The organism is Ignavibacterium sp. (assembly GCF_025998815.1).
GTDB lineage: Bacteria > Bacteroidota > Ignavibacteria > Ignavibacteriales > Ignavibacteriaceae > Ignavibacterium.
In genome coordinates this window covers 3,239,180-3,265,767 of the sequence record NZ_AP026678.1, presented here as the reverse complement: position 1 = coordinate 3,265,767, position 26,588 = coordinate 3,239,180, and the positions used below count along the sequence as shown (strand labels likewise).

General features: G+C 31.7%; 23 protein-coding genes. 3 read left to right on the top strand and 20 right to left on the bottom strand.

Going from position 1 to position 26,588, the window contains the following annotated elements; translation table 11 throughout:
• Positions 1-23 precede the first annotated feature (23 nt).
• The 17 genes from dnaE to Q0X14_RS14065 form a co-directional block, all read right to left on the bottom strand.
• The gene (gene dnaE / locus Q0X14_RS14145) at positions 24-3,482 is read right to left on the bottom strand and encodes a DNA polymerase III subunit alpha (RefSeq protein WP_297839969.1); all 3,459 of its coding nucleotides are present in this window, start codon (positions 3,480-3,482) and stop codon (positions 24-26) included.
• 149 nt (positions 3,483-3,631) lie between these two features.
• Positions 3,632-4,090, bottom strand: coding sequence for a dUTP diphosphatase (gene dut / locus Q0X14_RS14140; RefSeq protein WP_297839968.1), 459 nt, complete (start codon positions 4,088-4,090; stop codon positions 3,632-3,634).
• The gene (locus Q0X14_RS14135; RefSeq protein ID WP_297839965.1) at positions 4,083-5,546 is read right to left on the bottom strand and encodes an oligosaccharide flippase family protein; all 1,464 of its coding nucleotides are present in this window, start codon (positions 5,544-5,546) and stop codon (positions 4,083-4,085) included. Before Q0X14_RS14135 ends, dut begins: the two co-directional genes overlap by 8 nt.
• Positions 5,547-5,552: 6 nt before the next feature.
• The gene (nadC, locus tag Q0X14_RS14130) at positions 5,553-6,401 is read right to left on the bottom strand and encodes a carboxylating nicotinate-nucleotide diphosphorylase (protein ID WP_297839963.1); all 849 of its coding nucleotides are present in this window, start codon (positions 6,399-6,401) and stop codon (positions 5,553-5,555) included.
• Positions 6,398-6,811: a thioesterase family protein gene (locus Q0X14_RS14125; RefSeq protein WP_297839960.1), complete on the bottom strand. Its 414-nt coding sequence runs from the start codon at positions 6,809-6,811 to the stop codon at positions 6,398-6,400. Before Q0X14_RS14125 ends, nadC begins: the two co-directional genes overlap by 4 nt.
• A gap of 121 nt (positions 6,812-6,932) precedes the next feature.
• Positions 6,933-7,883 (bottom strand): acetyl-CoA carboxylase carboxyltransferase subunit alpha, encoded by a 951-nt coding sequence (locus Q0X14_RS14120; protein WP_297839957.1) that lies wholly within the window; start codon positions 7,881-7,883, stop codon positions 6,933-6,935.
• A 2-nt stretch (positions 7,884-7,885) separates the two neighbouring features.
• Positions 7,886-9,877, bottom strand: coding sequence for a glycosyltransferase (locus tag Q0X14_RS14115; protein ID WP_297839954.1), 1,992 nt, complete (start codon positions 9,875-9,877; stop codon positions 7,886-7,888).
• 9 nt (positions 9,878-9,886) lie between these two features.
• A complete protein-coding gene (locus tag Q0X14_RS14110) occupies positions 9,887-10,603 on the bottom strand; it encodes a polyprenol monophosphomannose synthase (RefSeq protein WP_297839952.1) in 717 nt (238 codons plus the stop codon).
• Entirely contained in the window at positions 10,596-11,999 is a 1,404-nt protein-coding gene (locus tag Q0X14_RS14105; protein ID WP_297839949.1) for an undecaprenyl-phosphate glucose phosphotransferase, read from the bottom strand. The genes Q0X14_RS14110 and Q0X14_RS14105 overlap by 8 nt, the downstream gene beginning before the upstream one ends.
• A gap of 6 nt (positions 12,000-12,005) precedes the next feature.
• Positions 12,006-13,127, bottom strand: a complete 1,122-nt coding sequence (locus Q0X14_RS14100) for a glycosyltransferase (protein ID WP_297839946.1) — start codon at positions 13,125-13,127, stop codon at positions 12,006-12,008.
• A 49-nt stretch (positions 13,128-13,176) separates the two neighbouring features.
• Positions 13,177-14,289, bottom strand: coding sequence for a glycosyltransferase family 1 protein (locus Q0X14_RS14095; protein ID WP_297839943.1), 1,113 nt, complete (start codon positions 14,287-14,289; stop codon positions 13,177-13,179).
• The gene (locus Q0X14_RS14090; protein WP_297839940.1) at positions 14,290-15,219 is read right to left on the bottom strand and encodes a glycosyltransferase family 2 protein; all 930 of its coding nucleotides are present in this window, start codon (positions 15,217-15,219) and stop codon (positions 14,290-14,292) included. It lies immediately after the preceding gene.
• A gap of 27 nt (positions 15,220-15,246) precedes the next feature.
• Positions 15,247-16,488 carry a glycosyltransferase family 4 protein gene (locus Q0X14_RS14085; RefSeq protein WP_297839938.1) on the bottom strand — a complete coding sequence of 414 codons (1,242 nt, stop codon included), beginning with the start codon at positions 16,486-16,488 and terminating at the stop codon, positions 15,247-15,249.
• Positions 16,485-17,333 carry a glycosyltransferase family 2 protein gene (locus Q0X14_RS14080; protein ID WP_297839936.1) on the bottom strand — a complete coding sequence of 283 codons (849 nt, stop codon included), beginning with the start codon at positions 17,331-17,333 and terminating at the stop codon, positions 16,485-16,487. Before Q0X14_RS14080 ends, Q0X14_RS14085 begins: the two co-directional genes overlap by 4 nt.
• Positions 17,281-18,780 (bottom strand): oligosaccharide flippase family protein, encoded by a 1,500-nt coding sequence (locus tag Q0X14_RS14075; RefSeq protein WP_297839934.1) that lies wholly within the window; start codon positions 18,778-18,780, stop codon positions 17,281-17,283. Before Q0X14_RS14075 ends, Q0X14_RS14080 begins: the two co-directional genes overlap by 53 nt.
• Before the next feature lie 7 nt (positions 18,781-18,787).
• Positions 18,788-20,185, bottom strand: a complete 1,398-nt coding sequence (locus Q0X14_RS14070; protein WP_297839932.1) for an O-antigen ligase family protein — start codon at positions 20,183-20,185, stop codon at positions 18,788-18,790.
• Positions 20,186-20,215: 30 nt separating this feature from the next.
• Positions 20,216-21,370, bottom strand: coding sequence for a Wzz/FepE/Etk N-terminal domain-containing protein (locus tag Q0X14_RS14065; protein WP_297839929.1), 1,155 nt, complete (start codon positions 21,368-21,370; stop codon positions 20,216-20,218).
• An 811-nt stretch (positions 21,371-22,181) separates the two neighbouring features.
• Between Q0X14_RS14065 and Q0X14_RS14060 the strand changes: the two genes are divergently transcribed.
• The 3 genes from Q0X14_RS14060 (at position 22,182) to dprA (ending at position 23,998) form a co-directional block, all read left to right on the top strand.
• Entirely contained in the window at positions 22,182-22,430 is a 249-nt protein-coding gene (locus Q0X14_RS14060) for a hypothetical protein (RefSeq protein WP_014559605.1), read from the top strand.
• Positions 22,431-22,586: 156 nt separating this feature from the next.
• Positions 22,587-22,862 carry a hypothetical protein gene (locus Q0X14_RS14055; RefSeq protein WP_297839925.1) on the top strand — a complete coding sequence of 92 codons (276 nt, stop codon included), beginning with the start codon at positions 22,587-22,589 and terminating at the stop codon, positions 22,860-22,862.
• Between the two features lie 14 nt (positions 22,863-22,876).
• Positions 22,877-23,998 (top strand): DNA-processing protein DprA, encoded by a 1,122-nt coding sequence (gene dprA / locus Q0X14_RS14050; RefSeq protein ID WP_297839923.1) that lies wholly within the window; start codon positions 22,877-22,879, stop codon positions 23,996-23,998.
• A 4-nt stretch (positions 23,999-24,002) separates the two neighbouring features.
• Here dprA and Q0X14_RS14045 read toward each other — a convergent pair whose 3' ends face one another.
• From Q0X14_RS14045 to Q0X14_RS14035, 3 genes are read right to left on the bottom strand one after another with little or no spacing between them, the layout of a single operon-like run.
• The gene (locus tag Q0X14_RS14045; RefSeq protein ID WP_297839919.1) at positions 24,003-25,295 is read right to left on the bottom strand and encodes a replication-associated recombination protein A; all 1,293 of its coding nucleotides are present in this window, start codon (positions 25,293-25,295) and stop codon (positions 24,003-24,005) included.
• Complete coding sequence (locus Q0X14_RS14040; protein ID WP_297839916.1) at positions 25,296-25,592, bottom strand: septum formation initiator family protein; 297 nt, start codon at positions 25,590-25,592, stop codon at positions 25,296-25,298.
• A complete protein-coding gene (locus Q0X14_RS14035) occupies positions 25,589-26,587 on the bottom strand; it encodes a D-alanine--D-alanine ligase (RefSeq protein WP_297839915.1) in 999 nt (332 codons plus the stop codon). The genes Q0X14_RS14040 and Q0X14_RS14035 overlap by 4 nt, the downstream gene beginning before the upstream one ends.
• Position 26,588 lies beyond the last annotated feature (1 nt).

The following is a 26,588-nucleotide window of genomic DNA, read 5'->3' as shown; positions in this document are numbered from 1 at the left end:
TTGTTGTGATTTGAATTCACTTATTATTTTGATTTTAGTGTTATCGAATCTTCACCTAAAAGCTTAGTAACTTCTTTGACAAAAGATTCATTGACCTTTACTCTAAAATTATCAAGTGCAAATAACTTTCCTTTAGTTCCGTTTTCTGCGAAAGAAATGAAAACAGGAACACTTCCTTCATTTTTCTGAAAGACATTTTTAAGAAGAGAAACTTTTTCGGGTTGGACTTTTTCTTTATCAATTATTATTCTGACACTTTCAGTAAGTTCATCACTAACTTTTTCCATCGGAATAATTTTATTGATATGAATTTTAACTGCATCGCCGCTACTTTCCAGATTTCCGATTGCCAAAACCGGTTCATCCTCACGAACATATTTTCCATATTCATCAAATGTCTTTGAAAACATAATACATTCACACGATCCGGTGAAGTCATCCAGCTTAAAGAAAGCCATATTATTTCCGGATTTATCAATCTTTGTTTTAAGTTCAGTTATGACTCCGCACGCACGAACAGAATCCATCGACTCAATATTTTCAGTTTCACCAAGATGAATAGTAGCGAATGAACTATACTCAGTTTCATATTTTCTTAAAGGATGATCTGTGATATAAAATCCCACAACCTTTCTTTCGAGTGAAAGCTGTTCTTTATCTGTCCACGGTTTTACCTCAGGAAGTTTTGGTTCTGATATTTGAATCTCTTCAAGTCCACCAAAAAGACTTTCAGTAGTAAGCAATTTGGAATTCTGATATTTGTGTGCAAAGTCAAGAATGGTTTCAACATTGTTGAATAATTGTGCCCGATTTTTATGAAGCGAATCAAATGCACCTGCAAGAATAAGTCCTTCCAAGGCTCTTTTGTTCACAATCCTTGTATCAACATTGATGCAGAAATCAAAAATACTTTTGAAATCTCTGCCGAGATTTTCTTTTGCATTTATTATTTCTCTAACAGCCGGAACGCCAACATTTTTTATCGCAGCCATACCGAAAATTATTTTCTCATCAACGACATCAAAATAAACTGAAGGACGGTTTACATCAGGTGGTAAAACAGGGATTTTAAGTTTTCGACAATCTTCGAGAAACTTTGTTACTTTATCTGTATCTCCATATTCGTTTCTGAGGTTTGCCGCAAGAAATTCTGCAGGATAATGTGCTTTCAAATATGCTGTCTGATATGCAACTAAACTATATGCAACTGCGTGACTTTTATTAAAACCATAATTTGCGAATTTGAATATGTTATCAAAAATCTGTTCAGCAATCTTTTTATCAATTTTATTTTTAACTGCACCGTCAATGAATTTCACTTTCTGTTCTTCCATTGCGTGCAAATCTTTTTTACCCATTGCACGACGAAGAATATCCGCTTCTGCCAGCGACATTCCCGCAACTTTGTTCGCTATTTGAATTACCTGTTCCTGATAAACTATAACGCCATAAGTTTCTTTCAGAATTGGCTCAAGCACCGGATGATCGTATTTAACTTCTTTCCTGCCAAATTTTCTGTCAATAAAATCATCAATAAACTCCATTGGTCCTGGACGATAAAGAGCATTCATCGCAGCAAGATCATTAAGTGTTGTTGGCTTCAAACGCTTCAGATACTCACGCATCGGAGCAGATTCAAACTGAAATACTCCGGTTGTTTGTCCTTTCCAGAATAGCTGATAAGTTTTTTCATCATCGAGCGGAATATTGTCAATATCTATTTCAACATTATGATTGCGTTTTATCATTTCAAGTGCATCACGAATAATTGTAAGTGTACGCAATCCAAGAAAATCCATCTTAAGCAATCCAACTGTTTCAATGTCTTTCATATTAAATTGCGTTACAATTTCATCCTGCGATGTTGCAGTTGCAAGCGGAACATAATTACTAACATCATCCGGTGTAATCACTACTCCTGCAGCATGCTTTGATGCGTTTCGATTCATTCCTTCAAGAACTTTAGCATACTTTATCAGATTCTGAATTTGTTCGTCATCAGAATCTTTAACCCATTTCAATTCCGGTACTTCAGCAAGTGCCTGATCAATTGAATAAACTTTACCAAATTTTGAAGGAATATACTTTGTTATTTTGTTTACTGTTGGAATTGGAATTTTAAGTACTCGTGCTACATCACGGATAACAGCTTTTGAGGAAAGCGTATTAAAAGTTACAATCTGACTAACACAATTGCTTCCATACTTTTTCTTAACATACTCAATTACTTCTCCACGTTTGTCATCAGCAAAATCAACATCAATATCGGGCATTGATTTTCTGGATGGATTAAGAAATCTTTCGAACAGAAGATTGTAATCAAGTGGATTTATGTTCGTTATACCAAGTGCATAAGCAACAAGACTTCCGGCAGCACTTCCTCTTCCTGGACCAACAGGAATATTATTTTGTTTTGCAGCATTAATAAAATCCTGAACAACAAGAAAGTATCCGGAAAATCCCATTTGTTTTATTGTTTCAACTTCATAGTTAAAGCGGTCTTCAATTTCCTTTGTTATCTTCTTTACTTTTTTGTGAAGACCTTCCTTAGCCAGCAGTTCAAAATATTCATCAAGAGTTTTTGCAGGAGAATTTTCAGGTATTGGAAAGTTTGGGAAATAATGCTTACTGAAATCAAGTTTCAGATCTATCTTTTCATCAATCTCAAGTGTGTTTTCAATTGCATCTTTGTGTTTGCGGAAAAGTTTTTTCATCTCTTCGGCAGATTTGAAATAAACCTGATCAGTTCCATATCTCAGTTGAGTATAATCATTTCCATTCTTATCAGAAAGTAAAAGAAGAATGTTGTGCGGAATCGCATGATCTTTTTCGATGTAATGACAATCATTTGTGGCAACGAGTTTTATTCCCAGCTCTTTAGAAAGTTTTGGCATATTCTCGAGAATGGGTTTATCAATTTCCATATTATGATCCTGAATCTCGAGATAAAAATCGTCACCAAAAATTTCTTTGTAAGTTTTTGCAACTTCTCTCGCCTTTTCATATTCGCCGTTAACAAGATGAGTTGAAACAACTCCGCCTGCACAGGCAGAAGTACAAATTAATCCTTCGCTGTGCTGTCTTAATACTTCAAGATCAATTCTTGGTTTGTAATAAAATCCTTCGGTATGTCCGATTGTAGAAAGTTTAACTAAATTTTTGTAACCAGTTTCATTCTTAGCAAGAAGAATAAGATGATTATAATGTTTGGATTTTTTCTTTCCATTTGTTTCATCAACTTTTCCTCTGTCAAACCGGCTGCCTTCACGAACAATATATGCTTCCATTCCGATAATCGGTTTAATGCCTTCTTTCACTGCTTTCTTATAAAACTGAGTAACACCGTAAAGGACACCGTGATCAGTAAGTGCAACTGATTTCATATTGTGTTTTTTTGCTGCGAGTACAAGATCATCAACGGTGCAAGCACCATCCTGCAAACTAAAATGTGTGTGATTATGTAAATGAATAAAATCTGACATTGGCATTAAAAAAAGAAAAATTTGAAGAAAAAAGATTTGAAAATTTTCTACTGAAGTTTAATCATTTAAAAGAAATTTTGCTAAAATTTTTTTATAAGAATTTCTCTGAAAAGAATAAAAAGTTTTTAAGTAAATGCAAAACTAAAAAATTATTTTTTACCAGTGTGACCGAAACCTCCTTCACCTCTTTTGCTTGAGTTAAGATTTTCAGTCTCAATAATCTTTGCCTGATAAACTTTTGAAACAACAAGCTGAGCAATTCTATCGCCACGATGAATTACAAATGGTTCATTACCAAAATTCATCAGAATAATTTTCACTTCACCACGATAATCAGAATCAATTGTGCCTGGTGAATTTAATATTCCGATTGAATGATTCGCTGCAAGTCCGCTTCTCGGTCTAACCTGAATTTCATAACCGTTTGGGATTTCAACAGAAATGTTTGTTGGCACTAAAGCAACTTTTCCCGGTTCAATTATTAATTCACTTTTAACTGCAGCTCGAATATCCATTCCGGCACTTCCTTCAGTAGCGTAAGCAGGAAGTTGAACATCAGAAAATTCGTCACTAAGTCTTTTAATTTTTATTTCAATTGTTTCAGACATTTCTTCTTTTAATAAGATTATTTTTAATAAACTGAAATTCTTTTTTATCAAACACAAAGAAAAGTATATAAAGCAAATATGCCACTGAAATTATTAGTTTGAACGGAATTGCATTTTCCAAATTCAATAATGATGAATAAAGTAAAATTCCAATTATTGAAAGAGCAAAAAACATCTTCAAAATTTTTCCATACTCATAATGGATGTGATAATACTTTTGAGTTACAATGTAATATCCTGCAGCCATCACAACATAACTTGCAAGTGTTGCAAGTGCGGCGCCAATTATATTGAGAGAAGGAATCAAAGCATAATTAACAACAACATTAACAAGAGCACCAAGTCCTGTGACAATCGGAGCGAAAATACTTTTTTCTTCAATGTAGATTCCTGCGGAAAAAACCACATAAAGTCCATTAAAAAAATATCCGAGTAAAATTATTGGTACGATAGGAATTCCGCTCCAGTATTTTTGACCAAGTAGATAAAAACCGGCAAAGTTTAATTTCACAAGTTCACTTATAAAAAGAGAAAGAACAACAAGCAGCACACTTCCGACAACAGTAAAGTAAGTAAGAACTTTTGAGAAAATTTCTTTTGCATTTTCTTCTTTTGCATTATTCAGAAAAAATGGTTGCCAGGCATATTGAAACATACTTACAAACAGCATCATAAAAATTCCGAGCTTATAATTTGCTTTATAAATTCCGACCGTATCAACATCCGTTAATGCCTGAAGAATCGGTACATCAATAACCTGAACAATCATCACTGCAAGTCCTGCAGGAAGATATGGAAGACCAAATTTCAAAAGTCTTTTATAAAGTAAAGAATGAATTTTTGGTCTGAAATTTTTTAGAATGGTTGGAAGAAGAAATATCAGCGTTAAAGCAGACGCAATAAGATTACTTATAAAAATTGCTTCGATACCAAGTTTAAACTTCAAAATAAGAATGAAGTTTGCAGCAATGTTTATTGAGATATTCGAAACTTTGAGCAATGAAAAAAACTTTGCTTTGCGCTCAAGTCTTAATTTTAAAAATGGTATTGATGCATTTGAATCAAAGAAAATTATCAGAACAGAATAGATGATCAGATAGTTAAAATTCTCCGGAAGATTTATCGCATAGCCAATCGGATTTTTAAAAAGAATAATAACTAAAGTGAACAGAATGGAAGTGAAAAGGATACTTAAATAAGGAGTTGAAAAATTGTCTTTCTCATCACCGATGTCTTTGAATGCAGCGTACTTAAGAAAGGCAGAATCAAGTCCATAAACAAAAATTATATTAAACAATCCGATGTAAGCATAAAGCAACATTACATAACCATATTCATTCGGGTCAAAAATATTTGTAAAGAACGGAACAAGAATAAAGTTGAGAAATCTCCCAACCATTGTGCTTATTCCGTAGATAGCAGTGTCTTTGGTTAATTCTTTTAGTTTATTTAACATCTGAAATCAGAGTGGTGTTATTTCAAGTGAAATATCGAGAGCTTTGACACTGTGAGTTAATCCTCCAACAGAAATGTAATCAACTCCCGTTTCAGCTATTGCTTTAATTGTATTTAGATTAACTCCACCTGAAGCTTCAACTTTACATTTACCATTTATCAATTCAACTGCTTTTCTCATTTCTTCAATATTAAAATTATCAAGCATTATCATATCAGCTTTACATTCAAGAGCTTCCAGAACTTCGTCTAAATTTTTTGTTTCAACTTCAATTAAAAATTTTTTCTTTTTCTTCCGCATAAATTTTCTGCAAGCTTCAACTGCTTTTGTGATTGAACCGGAAATTTCGATATGATTATCTTTTATTAAGAACATATCATAAAGACCTAAACGATGATTATCACAGCCACCAATTTTAACTGCAATCTTATCAATCATTCTTAATCCCGGAGCAGTTTTCCTCGTATCAATTACTTTTGCTTTTGTGTGAGAAACTGCTTTTGCATAGATAGAAGATGCAGTAGCTATTCCACTCATCCTCTGAAGAAAATTGAGTGCAGTTCTCTCAGCACTTAATATTGCTCTCGCATTTCCCGAAACTTCTGCAACAACATCACCCGGCTTAACTTCAAAACCATCTTCAATTAAAACTTTTAATTTTATTTTCTTATCGAGAGACCGAAACACCAGTTTTGCTATTGATAATCCAGCAATAACACCGTTATCCTTCACTAAAAATTTTCCAATAGCAATTTGATTTTTTTTAATCGTTGCAAGCGAAGTAATATCTCCACTGCCAATGTCTTCCTGTAAAGCAAGATTAATAATTTGTTTTATTTGTTCGGATTGTTTCATGTTTCATAAAACTTTTTAATCGCATCAATAAAAAACTTTGGTGCTCGTGTTGGTCGGTATGTTTGAGCATTAAGAAATGCAAGTTCAACATAACCCGTTGCTACTACAACATTTCTTTCCTTTGCTTTCACGACATGATCAATATGCACTTTTGAGGTTGGCAGCTGTTCAACTCTTGTTTCAACTTCAAGAAGTTCATCATAATATGCAGGGCTGTGAAAAGTAATTTTAGTTTCAATCACAGGCATAAAATATCCGTTCTCCTCGATTACTTTGTAAGGAAGCCCGACTTCACGCATCATTTCGGTTCTTCCGACTTCAAAATATTCAAAATATTTTCCATTGTATGCATACTTCATCTGATCTGTGTCAGCATACCGGACACGGACATAAGAATAATGTTTGAACATAAGATTTCAATTTGTTTTTGTAAACATAAAGAAATTCAGGGATTTTAGATTTGAGAAAATTTGAAATGTGATTAAAGTGCTGGAGCGAACTTTTGATTGTTCGCTCCACTAGAAAAATTTGTTACTCTACAAACACTCCCATTTTACCAAACTTTTCTATTCTTGATGAGACAAGTTTTTCAGGTTTAATTTTTATTAGTGCATCAAGTTCTTCTATCAAAGCACTCTTTAATGTTTCTGCCATTTGCTTGTGATCTTTGTGTGCACCGCCGAGTGGTTCGGGAATTATTCTGTCAATTATTCCCTGCTCGAGTAAATCCGGAGCAGTAAGTTTCAATGCTTCAGCTGCTTGTTCCTTGTAATCCCAGCTTCTCCATAAAATGCTTGAGCAGGATTCGGGACTGATTACAGAGTACCAGCAATTTTCAAGCATAAGAATTCTGTCACCAACTCCAATTCCTAAAGCTCCTCCACTTGCACCTTCACCAATAATGACAACAACAATCGGAACTTTTAATCTTGCCATCTCAAATAAATTTCTTGCAATTGCTTCGGCCTGTCCTCTTTCTTCAGCTTCAATTCCGGGAAAAGCGCCCGGAGTATCGAGCATTGTGATAACAGGTTTGTTAAACTTTTCGGCAAGCTTCATCAGGCGCAAAGCTTTTCTGTAACCTTCGGGATTCATCATTCCGAAATTTCTGTAAAGATTTGATTTTGTATCACGACCTTTCTGTTGACCCATTATCACAACTTTGTGATTGCCAAGTTGAGCTAATCCTCCAACAATGGCTTTATCATCTCTGAAAAGTCTGTCGCCATGCAATTCAACAAATGATTCAGTCATTGCGTAAATGTAATCCAGCGTATAAGGTCTTTCAGGATGACGAGCTAGTTGAACACGCTGCCATCTTGTAAGTCCTTTATAGACTTCTTCTTTCAACTGTCTTACTTTCTCCTCCAGACGGACCATATCTTTTTCGATATCAAGTCTGTCTGAAAATTTTCTCATCTCCTCGAGCTTCTGCTCGAGTTCAAAAATTGGTTTTTCAAAATCTAAAATTGTTTTTGCCATACTTAATTTTTTTTGTTCAACATTTTGTTAAGCGATTTCGAAATTATTTCTATATCCATCCAGATGTTTTGATTTTTTGCATAATAAAAATCCAGTTTTTCAATTTCATCTTTATCATCAGTTTCATAATACCAAAAACCCGTGAGACCTTTCTTACCTAAAAAAATATTTTGCGAATTATAATCCTCTTTCGGACCAACGAAACTGTATCTGCCGGAAAGCACATAAGGAACTTTGAGAATCATTTCTGCAAAATCGGATTTCTTTTGTGCTGCAATCCTGTATTTGAAAAATATGAAAGGATAAACCAAAAACAAAGTTAACAGAGCAAGTGAATAATCAAACATTGTTTTAATAAATCTCATTTTTGAATCAGAGATATTAAAACTGATTTCGAATAGCGGTGTGTCATCTAATATTGAAACCGAAGTTTTTCCGACAACAAAATCCTGATCGCTTCCAACAACTTTAAATTCAATGTTTTCTTTTCTAAGTGATGAAATTATCTGAATCATCTGATTATATGATAATTCATCTGATGAAAAGATTACTTCATCAACTTTATAATCTCTTATCACTTTCTGAATATTATGATCTGTTCCGATAACTTCAAATGAATCAATTTTATTTCCGACATCTTTATATGAGCTGCTAATTAATCCAACAATATTTCTCAACTCAGTTTTCTTTTGCTTTAGCTTTAAGGCAATATTCAGTGCATTGTTCTGAGTTCCTACAATTAAAGTTCGTTTTTGTTTTTCTGAATCATAAATAAAAAGTTTATGGAAAAGTTGTTTGAATAATATTCTCCATAGAATGAAGGAAAGTAAAACCAGAATATAAGCAATCAGTATTGCTGCACGACTGAAAGCAAATTGCTTGAAGAAAAATGTAAGTGATGTAAGTAAAGGAAAACTAATCGCAATTGAAATAAGTACTTTCAGTATTGAAAGTTTATTTTTCTGATACGCTCCGGCAAATGATGCAATGATAATCTGAAGTAGAGCAGGAATAGTGTAAACAATCCATTCGGCATATTCGGGAAATCCACGCCAACTTGGTTTAATCACTTGATAAATTTCCTGCGCTGCATAAAGACAAAGATTGAAAACAATGAAATCAATTAACACCGAAATAATGATAAGTTTTTTCTTTCCGAGAAAGGCAAAGAGACTTCTAATTGCAATAGCAGAACGAAGAATTAACTCAACGATAAAAGAACTTGAAAGATGTTTCTTAACGAACAGGTGCATTGCCTGATAAAAAACTTTTGTTTCATCCAGACTGCTGCGTTTTGTGCTTTCACCTTTGTAATGAATAATCTGAGTTGTGTGAACATAATAAATTTTATAACCTGCCTTCTGTATTCTGAAACATAAATCAAGGTCTTCTCCATACATAAAAAATTGCTCATCAAATCCATCAACCTTATCATAAACTTCTTTCCTCATCATCATAAAAGAACCACTTATAGCATCAACTTCATAAGTTTGGTTTTCATCAAGGTATGTGAGATTATATTTTGCAAATAGTTTGCTTTTGGGAAAAAGAGTGCTAAGTCCCGTAACTTTTGTGAATGAAGTCCATGGACCCGGGAAACTTCTTCTGCAAGCAAGTTGAAGTGAGCCATCAGGATTTAAGATTTTACAACCGACCATTCCTGCATCGGGATGAGTTTCAAAAAATTCAATAAGCTTTGTAAAAGTGTCTTCGGCAACAAGAGTATCGGGATTAATCAGAAGAATATATTTCCCTTTTGCTAACTGAAGTCCTATGTTGTTAGCTTTTCCGAAACCAAGATTTTTATCATTTGCAATTAATTTTACTTCCGGAAATTTTTCACGAAGCATTTCAATACTTCCGTCATCGGAAGCATTATCAACTACAATTATTTCTGTGGAAAGATTCTGTGATGCTTTTTTAATTGAATGCAGTAAGTTCTTGAGGAACTCTTTTACATTATAATTTACTATGATGATTGATAAATCTGTCATCGTTAATGATTATAATCTTCCGATGATACTTCTTAATCTTAATTTCCAAACCATAAATACTGCTTCGCGAACAATTTTTTTGGACATCTTCGATTTACCTTTGACACGATCCATAAATACAATTGGAATCTCTTTAATACGGAATCCTTTTTTGAATGCTTTAAAGGTCATTTCAATCTGAAACGAATATCCATTCGATTTGATTCTGTCAAGATTAATTGAACGTAAAACATCAATTCTGAAACACTTGAATCCGCCTGTTGCATCTTTAACTGGTAAACCTGTAATTATTCTTGTATAAACGCTTGCAAAGTAACTGAGAAGGAGTCTTCTCATTGGCCAGTTAAGAACTCTCACACCATTTATGTATCTGCTGCCAAGGACAACATCTGCATCTTTAATTGCATTAAGAAAATTATTTATTTCTTTCGGATCGTGTGAAAAGTCAGCATCCATTTCAAAAACAAAATCATAATTATTTTGAAGTGCATATTTGAATCCGGCAATATAAGCTGTTCCAAGCCCGAGTTTCTTTTCACGACGGATTAATTTCACCCTCTGATTCTGTTTACTTAATTCTTCAACATAATCACCAGTTTTGTCAGGGGAATTATCATCAATAATCAGAACATCAATCTGTTCATTCTGCTCAAGCACAGCAGGAATAATTTTTTTGACATTCTCAAGTTCGTTGAAAGTGGGAATTATAACTAAAATTTTACTCATAGTGACCCTTTCCAAATAGCACCACAAAAATAGTTCTGAAAAGAATCTTTAAATCCATTCTGATTGACATATTTTCGATATAGAACAAATCGTATCGCAATTTGATTTTAACATCTTCAATTGATTCGTCATACTTATGTTTAACCTGAGCCCATCCGGTAATTCCCGGACGAACTTTTAGTCTTCTTTTGTAGTATGGAATTTCCTGTGACAGTTTCTCAACAAAATATGGTCGTTCGGGTCTGGGACCAACAACCGACATATCTCCTTTAAGCACATTTATGAACTGTGGAATTTCATCAATCCGGAGTTTGCGAATAATTTTTCCAACCCGTGTTACTCTCGGATCATTTTTCTGCGACCAAACAGGACCGGTAAGTTTCTCGGCATCTTTTCTCATTGAACGGAATTTTATCATTTTAAAAATCTTTCCATTCATTCCCATTCTTTCCTGAGTAAAAAATACCGGACCTTCGCTATCAAGTTTGATTGCCAGAGCCGTTATTAGTGTTACCGGCAAAGAAACTAATAATATTATTATCGAAACTACAATATCGAGAAGACGTTTAAGTTTACGTTCCCATTCCGGCATCAGTTCAGGCATTATATCAATTAAAGGCATACCATAAATCTGACTCGTTCTTGCCTGTCCGCTTAAAATTTCATAAAGGTCGGGAACGATTTTTATTTTGATATTCTTATCACTGCAAAGAGAAATAATATCAACAAGAGAATCATGTTCATCTTTTTCCAATGCAAGAATTATTTCCTGAACATTGTATTTGTTGATTATCTCTGCAAGTGAATTAAGGTTAGACTCAACTTTAATGTTGTTGTAGGATTTGTTTAGATGTTCGTCTTTAATAGTTACAAAAGCTTTAACATCAATACCAAGCGCAGGAGCTTTAAATAAAGTATCGAGAACCTCAAAAGCTCTTTCATTAAAACCAACAATAAGTGCATTTCTTCTTCCAAAACCTTTTATCAGTAAATTACGCTGAATACTTCTGATTACAACTCTTCCAGTTCCAACAAAAGCAACAAGCAAAGCCCAGTAAATAAAAATCAGAATTCTTGTGCTTGAAGAAACATTGTTTAGATAATCATCAAGAAATATTATGAAGAAGAGAATAAAGATTCCCACAAAGGTTGCTTTAAACAAAGTTGATATTTCATCAAATCGTGAAGCAGCAAACCACGAGCGATACATTCCGACAAAAGTAAATATCAAAAGCCAGTAGAAATAAAGAGCAATCATAGGAAGGAAGAACTCAGGCATAATAACCAAATCAAACAAACCGGACTGAACACGCAGAGCAAAGTAAACAATAAATGCAAGATTGATCATTATAAAATCAGTAAAGACGAGGAGGAATTTTTCTAGTTTTTTAGACATAAAAGTTTAAAGGTCATTTTCTAATAAGTTTTTATACAATTCATAAACCCTAGAAACCATTTTATTATCATTAAATTCAGACAAGGCTCTTTGCTTTGCATTGTTACCTAAAAAATTTCTTAAAGAATCGTCACTCAATATTTTATTTATTGCAGAGGCTAATGCATTCGAATTCTCAGGTGGAACTACTAACCCGGTCACGCCATCCAAATTAATAAATGTTGTTCCAGTACCAATCTCTGTACAGACTACCGGTTTGCCGCAAGCCATTGCTTCAATTTGAACAATTCCAAATGTTTCACTTTTACGAATTGAAGGGAGAACGAATAAATCACATGACTTAAACAAAGAATTTAATGAATCTCTATCCAACTCAGGAATAATTTCTATTCTTTCGCTCAGATTATTATCAATGATTTGATTTTTTAATTTTTTTTCGAGAGGACCTGAACCAACAATGATAAGCTTTGCTGTTTGTATGTCTTTCATAGCATCAATCAAATATTCAAAACCTTTATAATAGACCAACCTGCCTACACTTAAAATAATTGGTATTTCATTCTTGATACTATTAATATTAGCAGATTTTGTCCAATCCAAATTGATTCCGATAGGAATTACCTCACATTTTTCACTAAATGTTTTAAGAAAATCAGAGTTTTTGATAAGTGCAGGATTACTAACTATGATTTTATCAACCAACTCAAGAAATCTTAGAATGTACTTACCATAAAAAACCAAACTCCATTTTTGGCGTATAATATCGCTATGCCATGAAACTATGATTTTTTTGAAGTTTTTTTTTACTTTTTTATTGAACAGTACTGAAATATCGCTTAACGGGAATGGCTCATGAATATGCAGTATATCTCCGGAATATTTTTCTAAAGAAAAAAAATATCCTGGGCTAAGTGGTAACGAATGTAAAAATCCATAAGTCGGTAAATATTTAACATTAACTCCATTAATAATTTCGTTTCGAGTTGAAATTTTTACATTATGATGACAAGTAAGAACATCAACCTTTAGATTAAAATCTCTCACTAATCCTTCCGAAAGAGTTGTAATTGTAGTTTCGATTCCTCCAACTTTAGGATAATAAGCTTTATTAGTCTGTAAAATTTGCATTATATAAGAATTTTATAAATGATAATAACAAATTTACCTTAATTATTTATTATTTAAGATTATCAAATATTTGTATCAATTTTCGTAAATGATTTTCAGCAGTAAATTTTTCTGAATGTTTTAAGGCTTTTTCACTCATTTTTCTATGGAATTTTTCATCAGAAAAAATTTTAATAATAACATCAGCAAAAAAATTATAATCTTGTGCATCTCCTAACACTCCTCCTTCTCCGACTACTTCCGGCATTGAAGAATTATTTGAGGCAATCACCGGTACACCACATTTCATTGCTTCAAGTGGTGGAAGCCCAAAACCTTCATAAAAAGTTGGAAAGATAAAGGCTTTTGCCATGTTATATATTTTAACCAGATCATCATCTTCTATCTCACTGAGAATGAAAATCCTTTCCTTTCTTGTTAATAATTTTTTTTCAAACTTATTGTATCCAAAACCTTTTCGGCCAACTAAAACAAAATTTATTTTCATTCCTTTTTCAAGAAGGATATCGGATATTTTTATAATTCCAGAAATATTCTTCCTTTCTTCAAATACACTTACGAATAAAACATATTCTTCCGGAAGGTTATATTTTTTAAGCAATGATCGTTTTTCTTCAAATTTAATATTTAAAGGTTTATATCTTTTATCAGTCCATAAATGAAGAGCTGTTATTTTATCGGCAGGGGTATTAAAGTAAGTAATTATATCTTTCATTGCTGACTCAGAAACAGTAATGATTGCATCACTTCGCTTAATCGATTGAGGGACTAAAACATCCATGTACTTTTTATAATGATAGCTGTAATATTCACTACATACTTTTGTTAAAGCATCATGAATAACAATTACATTTTTCCAGCCAGCTTTTTTGAATGGAACAAATACATAAGGAGTAAAAAAAATATCTATCCTTCTCTCCTTGATAATTTGCGGAAGTATGAAGTTTAGCCAATAATGTTCATAGATCTGACGCGGTAATTTACTTCTTTTGATAGGGATATATTCGTAAAAGTCATTATTGCGTGGAATATCTTCATACTGAAATATATAATACTCATTATGATCATCATATTGGGGCAAAAAATCTAGAACATTTTGAAGGTAACGGGCTGTTCCTCTTATTTTAGTACCAAGCAAACGTGCATCAATTCCTATTCTCATTCACAATTTCCCGAATCCTTCTTCAGAAATAATACCTTTTTTATCTTGAAGAAAATCTATTATTGCATAAAAAACTGCTTTAACATTATTACTCTTTCCTATGAAAATCCAATAAAGAGATTTAATTAGCATTGTCACAATGATATAAGTAAAAGTTAGAGGTAAATAATGTTTAAAGTGCTTATTAACTAATAACAATCTATTTCTTGTAGTGTAGTAAAGCGAAATAGGTTTTTCCAGCTTAAAAGTAGATTTACTAACTTTATGATAAATTACAGAATTATTTGCCACATAAATTTTGAAACCTGCTTCCTTAACCCGGACACAGAAATCTGTGTCTTCAAGGTAAAGGAAAAAATCCTCATCCAACAGGCCAACTTTATTAAACAAATCTTTTTTTATTAGCATACAACAACCGGAGACGAATGACACTTCTTTAATTTCTTCTTTAATAGAATCACTTTTTATATTGCCTATTGCAAAACCCGAGCCTCTTATTTTACTTATCTTACCACCGGCAGACCAGACCAAGTCAGGAAAATCGTAATAATTTATTTTAGGAGAAGCTATACCTGCATTTATATCATGTTCAAAGACACTTATTAATTTGGAAAAAGAACTTGGTTCAACAATTGTATCATTATTTAGTAAAAGTATATAATCAGCACCTTCTCTCAACGCTTGCTGAATTCCAATATTATTTCCCCCAGAAAAGCCAAGGTTTGATTCATTGAAGATCAAAGTTATGTCTTTATAGTTTTCTTGAAGCTCTTTAAGTTTAGTTTTATTGAATTCATTTGAGTTATTATCAACTATGGTAATTTTATAATTCTCATAATCTGTGGTTTTTAATGATTTAACACATTCAATTGTATCATCTAAACCATTCCAATTGATTATTATTACTGTAATTTGGGGTTTACTTAACATTTATGTATTAAAACAAAGCCATATTGTTTAACGGTTTTTTGTTAACTCAGATTGATTACCATTTGCTAATTTTTTCAAAGCATTAAGTATAATCTTGACATTTTTTGTTGCAAGAAAATTTTCTTTTGCCTTACTCAACCCCTTTTCTGCGATTCTTAATCGGAGATTTTCATCATATAATAAATTATCTAATGCTTTTGCAAGTGAATCAGAATCATTTGAAGGATAGAGAATTCCATCAACACCTTTGTTAATTAAATTTATATTATGTTGAATATCCGAAGCAACAACAGCCTTTTTTTGTGCCCAAGCTTCGATAATCGGCCTGCTAAAATGTGATTCCACAGAACAAGAAACTATTATATCTGCTATACTAATTATTTCGTTAATATTTGTAACATTGCCCAAAATATTTATAGCATTTTTTCGAGTAGACGAATTAATTAATTCGGTGCATTGAATATAATAATCATAATTTTTTTTCACCTGCGGATTGTTTTGAATATTCCCAGCAATTAAAAATTTTGTGTCAGGGTACTTGATTTTATTAATAGCCTTAATAAATATTAAAGTTCCTTTAATAGCATTAATTCCTCCCAGAAAAAGTATGACTTTATCATTAGGACCAATGCCATATTTTTTTTTAATATGAATTAAATCCGGAGGGGTTTTGAAATCTGATTCGTCGAGAAATTCGGGAACAACAATAGTATTTACTTTTTTTTCTTTACCAATTTGAGCAGCTTCCAGTTCTGTTATTGCAAAGTTTAGAGTTACAACTTTCCGAAGTATTGTTTTTAGAATAAAAATTCTAAAATTAAATTTTTGATCAATGAATAAACTTCTTATATGAACCACTGAAGGTATAGATTTTAATTTTGCATAAAGGGCAAATTGAGCAGTTACATATTCATTTAAATAGATTAAATCTGGTTTAACTTTATTGATTACTTTTACAGAAAGGAATATCCCATTAAAAAAGTAAAGTATATCTTTTATCAGATTCTTAAACCACTGATAACTGAAAGGAGAAGTTTTATCAGAAATATGAAAAGACAAAGTAATTGATCTGAAATTTGAATTACTATATGAAATAACTTTAGAACCTAAAGATGTAAGAAATTCTTTTTCCTTTTCACCAGCCTTAGTTAAAATAAAAACTTCGAACCTATTTTTTACAAATTCTTTAATTAAATAGGAAACACTAATTAGCGATCCTGAGAACTCAAAATTATGATCAACAATTAGTATTTTGAATGAAGAGTTCATTGTGATTGTTGGCTAAGTTTTCTGATAATTTTTTTTATCGTTGGTATAAAACATGGTAAACCAAGATATCTTTTAATCACAAACCAATACATATCTAGTGAAATTCTTTCAGAATATCTCCTCATTACCCTATAAATTTCAACGGCCTGATCTTTTCTTTTTGAAAGCGTTTTAGTTGAAGGATAAGTCCTATAAAAACTCAGATTTCTATTAATGTAAAAGGTATTGCCATATTTGAAAAACTTTAAGAACAAATCTAAATCCATTACTAAATTTAAGCTTTCATCCAACCCACCAAATTCAAAAAATTTATCTCTGCGCCAGAAAAATGATGGTTGTCTAATCAAATCCGGATTATGAAGAAGTGAATTAAAATTTATTTCATCTCCTTTTATCCTAAATAACAAGTTATTTTCCTGATCAACATAAGTTATATCCCCATAGAGTAGATCACATGATGGATTCTGCTCAAAAAATTCAACGATCAAAGAAAAAATATTTTTCTCAAAATAATCATCTGAATTTAACCAAGTGCAAATTTCTCCCGTAGCCAAAGCAACTCCTTTATTAATGGCGCTGGTCTGCCCGCTATCTTTTTCACTAATCCATTTCAGATGCTTATATTTTTTTAGAATATCAATTGTATTATCTTCAGAGCCGCCATCCATTATAATGTGTTCGAAATTACTATAATCTTGTTCAAGAACAGATAGAATTGTCTGCTCAATAAATCTTCCCTGGTTAAATGATGGTGTAACAACAGAAATTTTCATACTACTTATATTTAATAATCTATTTAGAATAATCTTTTGATTTAAATAACAATAATGTTTTATTGATTTCATCCTTAAATTTTTTAATATCTGTAAAGAAAAGTAAAAATGATAAAACTGACAATGTAGAAGTAAGCAGATAAATATTAACATCGAGGAAGACATTAAGAGAAATTATAACAATAATTACCCCCAGCAAAGTAAATAATCTTGATAATCTGAAACCCGATAAATAATCTTTTATTGTTATGGCAGCTTCTTTTTTAACTAAAAATATCAATAATATATTCATAATTAAAACTGAGATAAAATAACCAACTAAACCAAGTTCAGAATTAAAAGTTAAAAATCCGATAATAAGAAAAGTTGTTAAGAAAATAATATTTGATGTCTGAATAAAAATTAAATATACACCTTTACCTAATCCCATAAAAAAAGTGTAAAGAGCAAATCCAAAGTTATTTATAATTTCAGCCAGACTTAACAAAAAAAAGATTATAATGCTTTCACGATATCCAAACCATAATTCTATTATTACTGAAATTGGTAAAGACATAATTCCATAGAAAATGCCAGAAAATAAAATTGAGAATCCGGCAACTCTTAATACGTCACCTTTAATAAAACTTTTATACTCGGATAAATTAATTAATCCGCTGGCTTTAGGAAGCAGATTTTTAAACGAGTTATTAAATAAACCTGATATTGCAATTGCAAATCTTCTAGCTATTTCATAGTGAGATACAGTATTCGAAGTATTAAAATTTACAATAATATATTTTATCAAAGGGTCAATTAACGCACCTATAAAAAAAGCTATTTGAATATTAAAGCTAAAACCAAACATTTTTTTAAAGTATTGGGAGGAAAATTCTAAAGGGTTGATTTTTATAAACTTAAATTTAGTTTTAATGACCGTAAAATACAGTGATAGTAATATTATATTAGTTATCAAATATGAAAAGGCCAGATAAACGATATCCAGTTTGAGTGAATATATTATTGTTATTTGAAATAAAATAAAAAAATATGAAGATATATTTAGAATGCTTACTATTTTAAAGTTATTCATCCCTTCAAGAATTGATTTTAAAAAGATTGTTAGGTATTGGAAATAAAACGATGCTCCTAGTATAAGAAATACTATTACGAACTTTTCTTTAAGCTTTTCGTTAAATATGCTAGTATTTGAAAAATAAATAATATAACCAAAGACAAAACCACAAATAATTAACAAAATTCCAAATAAAAGAAAAAACAAACTCCCAGTCGAAATAGTATTGTTTAATTCATCATTATCATTCTTTCTTAAAGCCATAGCAGTATATTTAACAATTGCAGTTCCAAAGCCTAAATCTAAAATCGAACTCAATCCCCAGAATGATATCAACAAAATCCATAATCCGAAAATTGCTTCACCAAAGTGCAAAAGATTAATTTTCAAAGTAATGAATGAAATCAGGATAGATGTTGAATATTGAGTGGCAAGCCAAAGCGAGTTTCTTTTATCTTGACTCATAAATATTTTAAGACGACTGCTTTAATAAAATTTTATGGTTAGCTACTGATAAACCTGCTAATAAGCCCCAAAGCGTTCCGCATTGACCCCAAAGCCAGGCATCAGTTAATAACAATGAAATTATTATATAAATCTGGAAAGCAAAAAGCACAAATGAATAATATTTGTCCAAAGCTGTTTTAGATATCTTTACAGATTTTATGGACATTCTTATTATTGAATAAAGAAGGATCAGAAATCCGATCAATCCAATTAGACCAGTTTCGGTCAAGACAGCTAAGTAACCAATATGTACACTGAGTGATTCAACGAACTCTTTATAAAGAATTTTCGATATTGTGTAATATCTAACTGACTCAAAAGGAAATGAATATGCACCGATACCTATTATAGGATGATGATTAAATGCATTTAACGCGGTATCCCAAATAAGTAATCTTGTGAATAGAGAACTTCGACCGAAATCAGACTCACTTTTTATTTCCATAGAGAAGGTTTTCCCCAATTCCTCAAATCGCCCAAATGCTGATGGTTTAACAGAGCTCAGAATAATGGCTGAAATTGCAAAGAAAATTAAAATAGAAAAAAATACAATTAAAATCTTTTTGCCATAATCAGAAAAAGTTTTCTTGTTAAACAAAAGAAATAGCATTATTAGAACAATGGATATGAAAAGCGAGAGAAAACTGTTTCTTGTTTGGGTTATGATCATTGCGACGATTAAAAGTAGTATTCCCAGTGATAAAAGAACTTTCTTTAATGGAGAATTTTCAGGATGGAAAAACAATTTAGAAATAAAGAATAATATTATTAGGGCACTGTAGTCAACAATGACTACTCCAGAAAATCCAAAAATTCTGAGATTACCACCGATACTTTTGATAATAATAAAAAGTGAATCCAAAATAGTAAGTGTTGTAAAAAAAGTGAGTATATTTTTAATTTCTTTGGTTTCAGTAATAACATAACCAACTATATAAATTAAAATTGCAAATGAAAAAAAATTATTCATTAAAAAGAGACTTAGAAATATTTTAGAGGAATTAAACAATGAAGGTAAAATCGCAAAGAAGTAAATCATTAATGCTTTTGAAATTGGGGTTCTGAACAGATCGGTAGAAATATCTCTGTGAACAATTAAAAAACTAAGAAGAAGAATAAAAACTGAATATACACTTAAATATAATCCGCTGATAAATAAATTGCTGAATAATGAGGTTACAACGAGGTATTTAATTATTTCGAAATTAAAAATTAAAGTTGCTATTAAAGGGATACCCATTAAAAAAACAAATGCTATTTCAGCTGATAAGAGTTGAGATATCAATAATATCGGCAGAATTGAATATAACATTCCTATTATTATATAAAATTTATTTTCTCTGATAGAAATGTTTTGGTTCATTTTCTTTGAATAAAAAAATTATTAAAGCTTTTATTTTTTAATTATCTTTTTCAGTTCTAAAATCTTTGGATTGGTTGAGTTTTTCAACAATTCTTTAAACACAAGAATGAAAAATACCAGCAGCACAGATGATAGAGTGATTAAAATTGAAAATAATATTCGAGGTGGATATGCTTTTTTCTCTGGAGGGATAGCTTTATCAATTACTTGCAAAACAGGCATTTCTTTTTGCTCCTCGAATTTAGCCTGCTCATACAAAGGTATTATAAACTCCAAAATAGCTGTATAAATTTTTACATTTCTGTAAAGTCGAAAATATTCTAATGACTTATCTGGAATAGATTTCAATGAGAGCAGTAATTGACTCTTTTCTTTACCAGATTTGAATTTCTCATAACTCTTTTGGAACTCATCAACTGAAATAGAATGTGCCAAAACCTGAGGAGCATTTTCACCATAAATTTTTTCTAAAATTTTTAATTCAATTTTTTTATTGGCGAGTTCTGCTTCCATTTTTGCAAATTCTTCAACAGTCTTTTTAGTTTGTTCTTCAGCTTCAAAAATTCCAAATTTCTTTTGAAAACTATTTAATGAGTCCTCAGCTTGTTTCAAATTATTTTTAATTTCACCATATCTTTCTTCAAGAAAGATTCTATTATCTTTTGCTTTTTGGATATTTAGTTCAATTATTTTACTGTTGAGTTCATCTATAATAAAATTATTTATTTGAGCAGACTTTTCTGGATCATAAGCTCTAACTTTTATGCTGAAAGCATTTTCAGGTGTTTCGTCGGCTTTAATTTTATCCTTGAGTACTTTTCTTGCATTTTCAAGACTTTCTAGATTATAGTCAGATAACAAATTAAACTCGGCTATAATTTTATCAAGGGTGGTTCTACTGTAAATTATGGTTTTATATTTATCTATTACGTCATTTTTAGAAAAACCACCAAGCCCAATAGGTAAATTTCCAATATTTTTCAGAAAACTACTTATTCCCCCAAATTGTTCTTGTTGAGAGGGTATTATAAGGGACGTGGAATCATATTCAGGTGGGATAAATAAATAAATTGAAATATAGGAAAGAACTAATACAATAATTGAGATTATAATTAGTACTTTTTTCCATTTTAGAATAACTAAAAGATAGTCAAGCAAATCAAAGGATAATTTTTGTTTTTCCATAATTATTTTTGACAAATTAATAAAATAAAATTTATTTAAAATAGACTTGAGACTTTTAAGAATTAAGTTTCTATACTTAATTACTTTGAAATCAAAACTTTTGGTGAACCCGAATAAAGAGTTATTTAATATTCATAGATGATTTTTTTATTTACTAGAAAAATTTAAAGTAAAATCTAACAAGACAAATAATTTTTCTTTAGTTTCTAAAATATATATTAATTACAAGAATATTTTGGTACAATTAGTGATTATTACATTTTACTTGTCTTAAATTTAAGATTTAATCGTCTTAATACTAATCATAAATTAGATTGGTGTAAATTTACAAACCTTAAACAGCTTACTGTTAATCCAAGTTAACTTTTGCTTCTACATACTCAATTTTAATGCTCCTTAATTATTCCTCATTCGAGTTTTTTTCTTAAAAATATACTATAAGCATATAAATTTATTAAAAGTCTCGTTTTTTATTTTTCAATTTTCATAGATTTTAAATATGAACTGAGTAATACATTAAAATTTTTTGCGATGATATTTTTTCGCTCTCTTTCTTGACTTTCTTAAAAGATTTCTAAATATTTGCGTTAGTAATTAACAAAAGGAATAAATTTTATCACTGATTTGCTACTTTTTTAATTTTTGTTCGTCTAATTTTTTGACCAGATTAAAATAGTAGCAAATTTCCACCGATTTGGGAATTTCTCTTATCGGTTTTTTGTTATTCAGATAAAACAAGGAGGAATATTCAGAAACACTGCTACGGTTTATCAGGTAAAAGTATCCATAAAAACCAAAGGAGGATCGAGCGATGAAAGAAATCAAAGCAAAAGTAGAAAATCCGTTATCTGAACTCATCAGTGATGAAATTTATGAATTGCTGAACTCTCACGGCTTGATTGATGAAAAAGCTGTAAGAGATTATCAGATAAGGAAAAAATTCAAACAATTGCGCGCAAGTAAAGTCTCTGCCGGCGATGCAATTGATGCGATAAGAGCAGAATATCCTTATTTGCAGTTCGATACTATTCGCAAGATAGTTTATCAGATTAGCAAATAATTATTGCCTCTTGACAAGCATTGAATAACGGATTATTTTTCAAGCGACTCTTTCAAAGGGTTCTCCCCTGCCCTTTGATGAAGCAGAGTCGAGCCCGGTGATTCCCCGTCACCGGGTTTTATTTTATATTTGCTATTGAATTAAAGGAGTTTATTTATGACCAAGGTTAAAAAGCGTGCTTCAGTTAAATCAGCAAAGAAATTACCTTCGCCTTTTAGCATTTACTGGGAAAAGAATAATTACATTTTATTAATAGTTGGAATTATTGTAACCATTATTGGTTACTACTTAATGAGCATTGGTCCCTGGAATAGCAATGAATCGTTAGTTTATTCTCCTATAGTTTTGTTTATAGCTTATGTAATTATTTTTCCTCTCGCAATCGTTTACAGAAAAAAGAAACAACAGGATACCGAAGTCAGCAACCAATAAAACTAAATTTCAAATTGGGTAAACTTTCTTTTGAGCAGTTAGTTGATTTGTTTCTTCTGCTTTCAGTTGAGCGAATTGGTCCCGCCAAAATCAGATCTCTTCTATCAAAGTTCAGAAATCTTCATAATATTCTTGATGCATCAATCAATGAACTTCAGGAAGTTGAAGGCATTAGTAAGGAGCTGAGCTCACGAATAAAAAAGATTTCATCGCATAAAGATGAAATGAAATCTTTTGTTGAAAAAGAATTGACAAAGCTCAAAAAAATTGGAGGTAGAATTATAACCGTTTGGGATGAGGATTATCCCCCTTTGCTTAAAAAAATTTATGATCCGCCATTAATACTTTACCTAAAAGGAAATTTTGATGAAAGAGATCAATACTCAATCGCAGTGGTTGGTACAAGGTCTCCGACTAATTACGGGAAAATCCAGGCTGAAAGAATTGTTACAGCTCTCGCTGAGCAAGGAATTACAATAGTTAGTGGATTAGCGCGGGGAATTGATTCAATTGCTCACAAAACTGCGTTGAAAAACAAAAGTAGAACGATTGCGGTTGTTGGTTCTGGTTTAGATGTTATTTATCCGCCAGAGAATAAAAAATTATTCGAAGAGATATCAGAAAACGGAGTTATTATTTCGGAGTTTGCTCTTGGAACAAAACCAGATGCAGTAAATTTTCCGAAACGAAACAGAATAATTTCAGGAATTTCATTGGGGACTTTGGTAGTTGAAACCGGAATTAACGGTGGTGCAATGCAAACCGCCCGTTTGGCACTCGATCAAAACCGTGAAGTGTTTGCCATCCCAGGTAATATTGGCGTCCGTCAATCTGAAGGAACAAATCTTCTCATTCAAAGAGGTGAAGCTGAACTTATCACTTCTGCCGAGGATATTCTAACAGAATTGGAATTAAAACTAAAACCCGTTATAGGAAAGAATATTCCTAAACCTGAAAAAGATCTAAATATGTTTGAGGAAAAAATATATAACTCATTAACAAACGAACCTCTGCACATAGATAAAATCGCAGAGCTGACAAATCTTTCCACTTCTGATTGTCTTGTGCATTTGCTTTCACTTGAGTTTAAGGGATTAGTAAAACAACTACCAGGTAAAGTATTCGGTTTGATTTAGGTTATTAATACTTCTTTTTCTTTTTCCACAAGGATTTTAACCATTCTTTTATTTTCTTTTCCTGACCTTGTTCAGTTGGAAAATAAAATTGCTTGCCCGCCAGCTCATCAGGCAGATAATTCTCTTCAACAAAATGATTCTGAAAATCATGAGCATATTTATAATCAGAACCATAACCAATTTCTTTCATCAGTTTTGTTGGGGCATTTCTTAAATGTAATGGAACTTGTGCGATTGGATTTTTTCTTACCTCTTCAAGTGCTTTTTCAATTCCAAGATATGAAGCATTGCTTTTAGGAGCTGAAGCAAGATAAGTAACACATTGAGCTAAGATGATTCTTGCCTCTGGCATTCCGATTTTATCGACGGCACTGAAAGCTGCTTCAGCGAGCACCAGAGCATTTGGAGATGCATTACCAATGTCTTCGGAAGCAAGAATGATTAACCGTCTTGCTATGAATAAAGGATCTTCCCCACCTTCGAGCATTCTCGCTAACCAATATAATGCTGCGTCAGGATCGCTGCCTCTAATGCTTTTAATAAAAGCTGAAGTAACATTGTAATGCTCTTCTCCGGCTTTATCATAAATTATATTTTTTCTCTGAACTACATTTTCAAAAATTTCTTTTGTGAGGATAATTTTATCCTTGTTCATTTCCTGAATGACTGATGCTTCAAGAATGTTCAACAAAATTCTCGCATCTCCACCTGATAAATAAATCAAAAAATCTTTATCAATGGATTCAATATTAAGTGATGAGAGAAATTCATCTTTACTTAAAGCATAATCAATAATTTTCAATAAATCATCTTTTGATAATTCATTCAGCACAAAAACTCTCGCTCTTGAACGAAGAGCCGGAATAACTTCAAAAGAAGGATTTTCAGTAGTTGCGCCAATAAGAATCAGCAATCCTGATTCTATTGAATGAAGCAAAGCATCCTGCTGTGCTTTGTTGAAGCGATGTATCTCATCAATGAAAAGAATTGTTCGTTTACCAATTTTTTTATTTTGTTCGGCAAGTTCAATGATGTGGCGAACTTCTTTTACTCCGCTTGATACTGCATTTAAACTAAAGAACTCCGATTGAGTTTGATTGGCGATTATTTTTGCAATTGTAGTTTTACCAGTGCCAGGCGGTCCCCATAAAATGAATGAACTTAAAGTATCATTCTCGATCATCAATCTTATCGGTTTACCTTCACCAAGCAGATGAGATTGTCCAACAAATTCAGAAATAGTTTTAGGTCTTATTCTTTCAGCTAAAGGTACGGATGGGATATTTTTTTTATCCATTTATTCTTCTTCAAATTCAATTTTCTTTTCATTCGGTTTAATCATATCATACTTTTCGCGAGCAATCTTTTCAATCTTAGATGGATAACCTTTTTTGATTGAGTCAATTTCAGATTCAAGGTTTTTGTTTTCCTGCTCAAGTTTCTGAATTTTTTCGTTAAGTTCATTCAGCTCGCTTTTCAGTCGGATATATTTAATCACACCATAACTATTAAATAGTAAATACATTGTTGCAAAGAAAACAATTGCGAGCAGCAGAAAGAATCTGAATTTATTATCAGCCCAAAATTTATTCATAAGCTCAGTTGAATTATTCTGTCAATTAATTGTTCGAAAGATATTCCAACAGCTTTTGCCATTTTCGGAACAAGACTTAGTGAAGTCATTCCTGGCAGAGTATTAATTTCCAATAAATAATATTTATTTTCAGGAGAAAGTCGGAAATCAATTCTTGCATAACCTTCGCACTCGAGATATTTGAAAGCGAGCAAAGATGTTTCCTGTAATTGTTTAGAAATATTTTCGGGAATTTCAGCAGGGACAATATATTCACTCATTCCCGAAGTGTATTTGCATTCGTAATCATAAATTTCATGTTTTGGTTTTATTTCAAGAACAGGTAAAGCTTCTTCACCCAATACACCAACAGTAAGTTCTCTACCTGGAATAAATTCTTCGACAAGAATTTTTTCTGAATAATCCCTGGCAAGTGAAAGCGCCTGCTTAACATCATTTTTATTCCTGCAAACTGATAAGCCGACTGTTGAACCCTGATCATTCGGTTTAATGATTGCCGGATAATCTAATTCTTTCTCAATCTTTTCTGCAACATTCTCGGATGACATTTCACTGTTGTTGAATGAAAACCATTTGGGTGTCGGGATATTAAATTTATCAAATAAAATTTTCGAGAGAATTTTGTCCATCGTGACTGCACTTGAAAGAGTTTTTGAACCGGTATATTTCACTCCTTTCAAATCAAGTATTGCCTGAACAGTTCCATCTTCACCCCATTTACCATGCAGCCCGATAAATACTAAATCAGCTGAATCAAATTCCTTTCTGTTAAAACATTTTATATAGTTTGAATTTGAAGTCTCAGTAAAATCATTTTCATCAAAAAATTTTCCGGGTTCAGTTGGTTGATTATCACCATAAGCAGGATCAAGCAAGATAACTTCGTGTCCTAATGTTTTAAGCGCATTATAAATTGATTTAGATGATAGCTTTGAAATGTATCGTTCAGTTGATGTTCCGCCTACAAGAAGTATTATGTTTAGTTTTTTATGCATG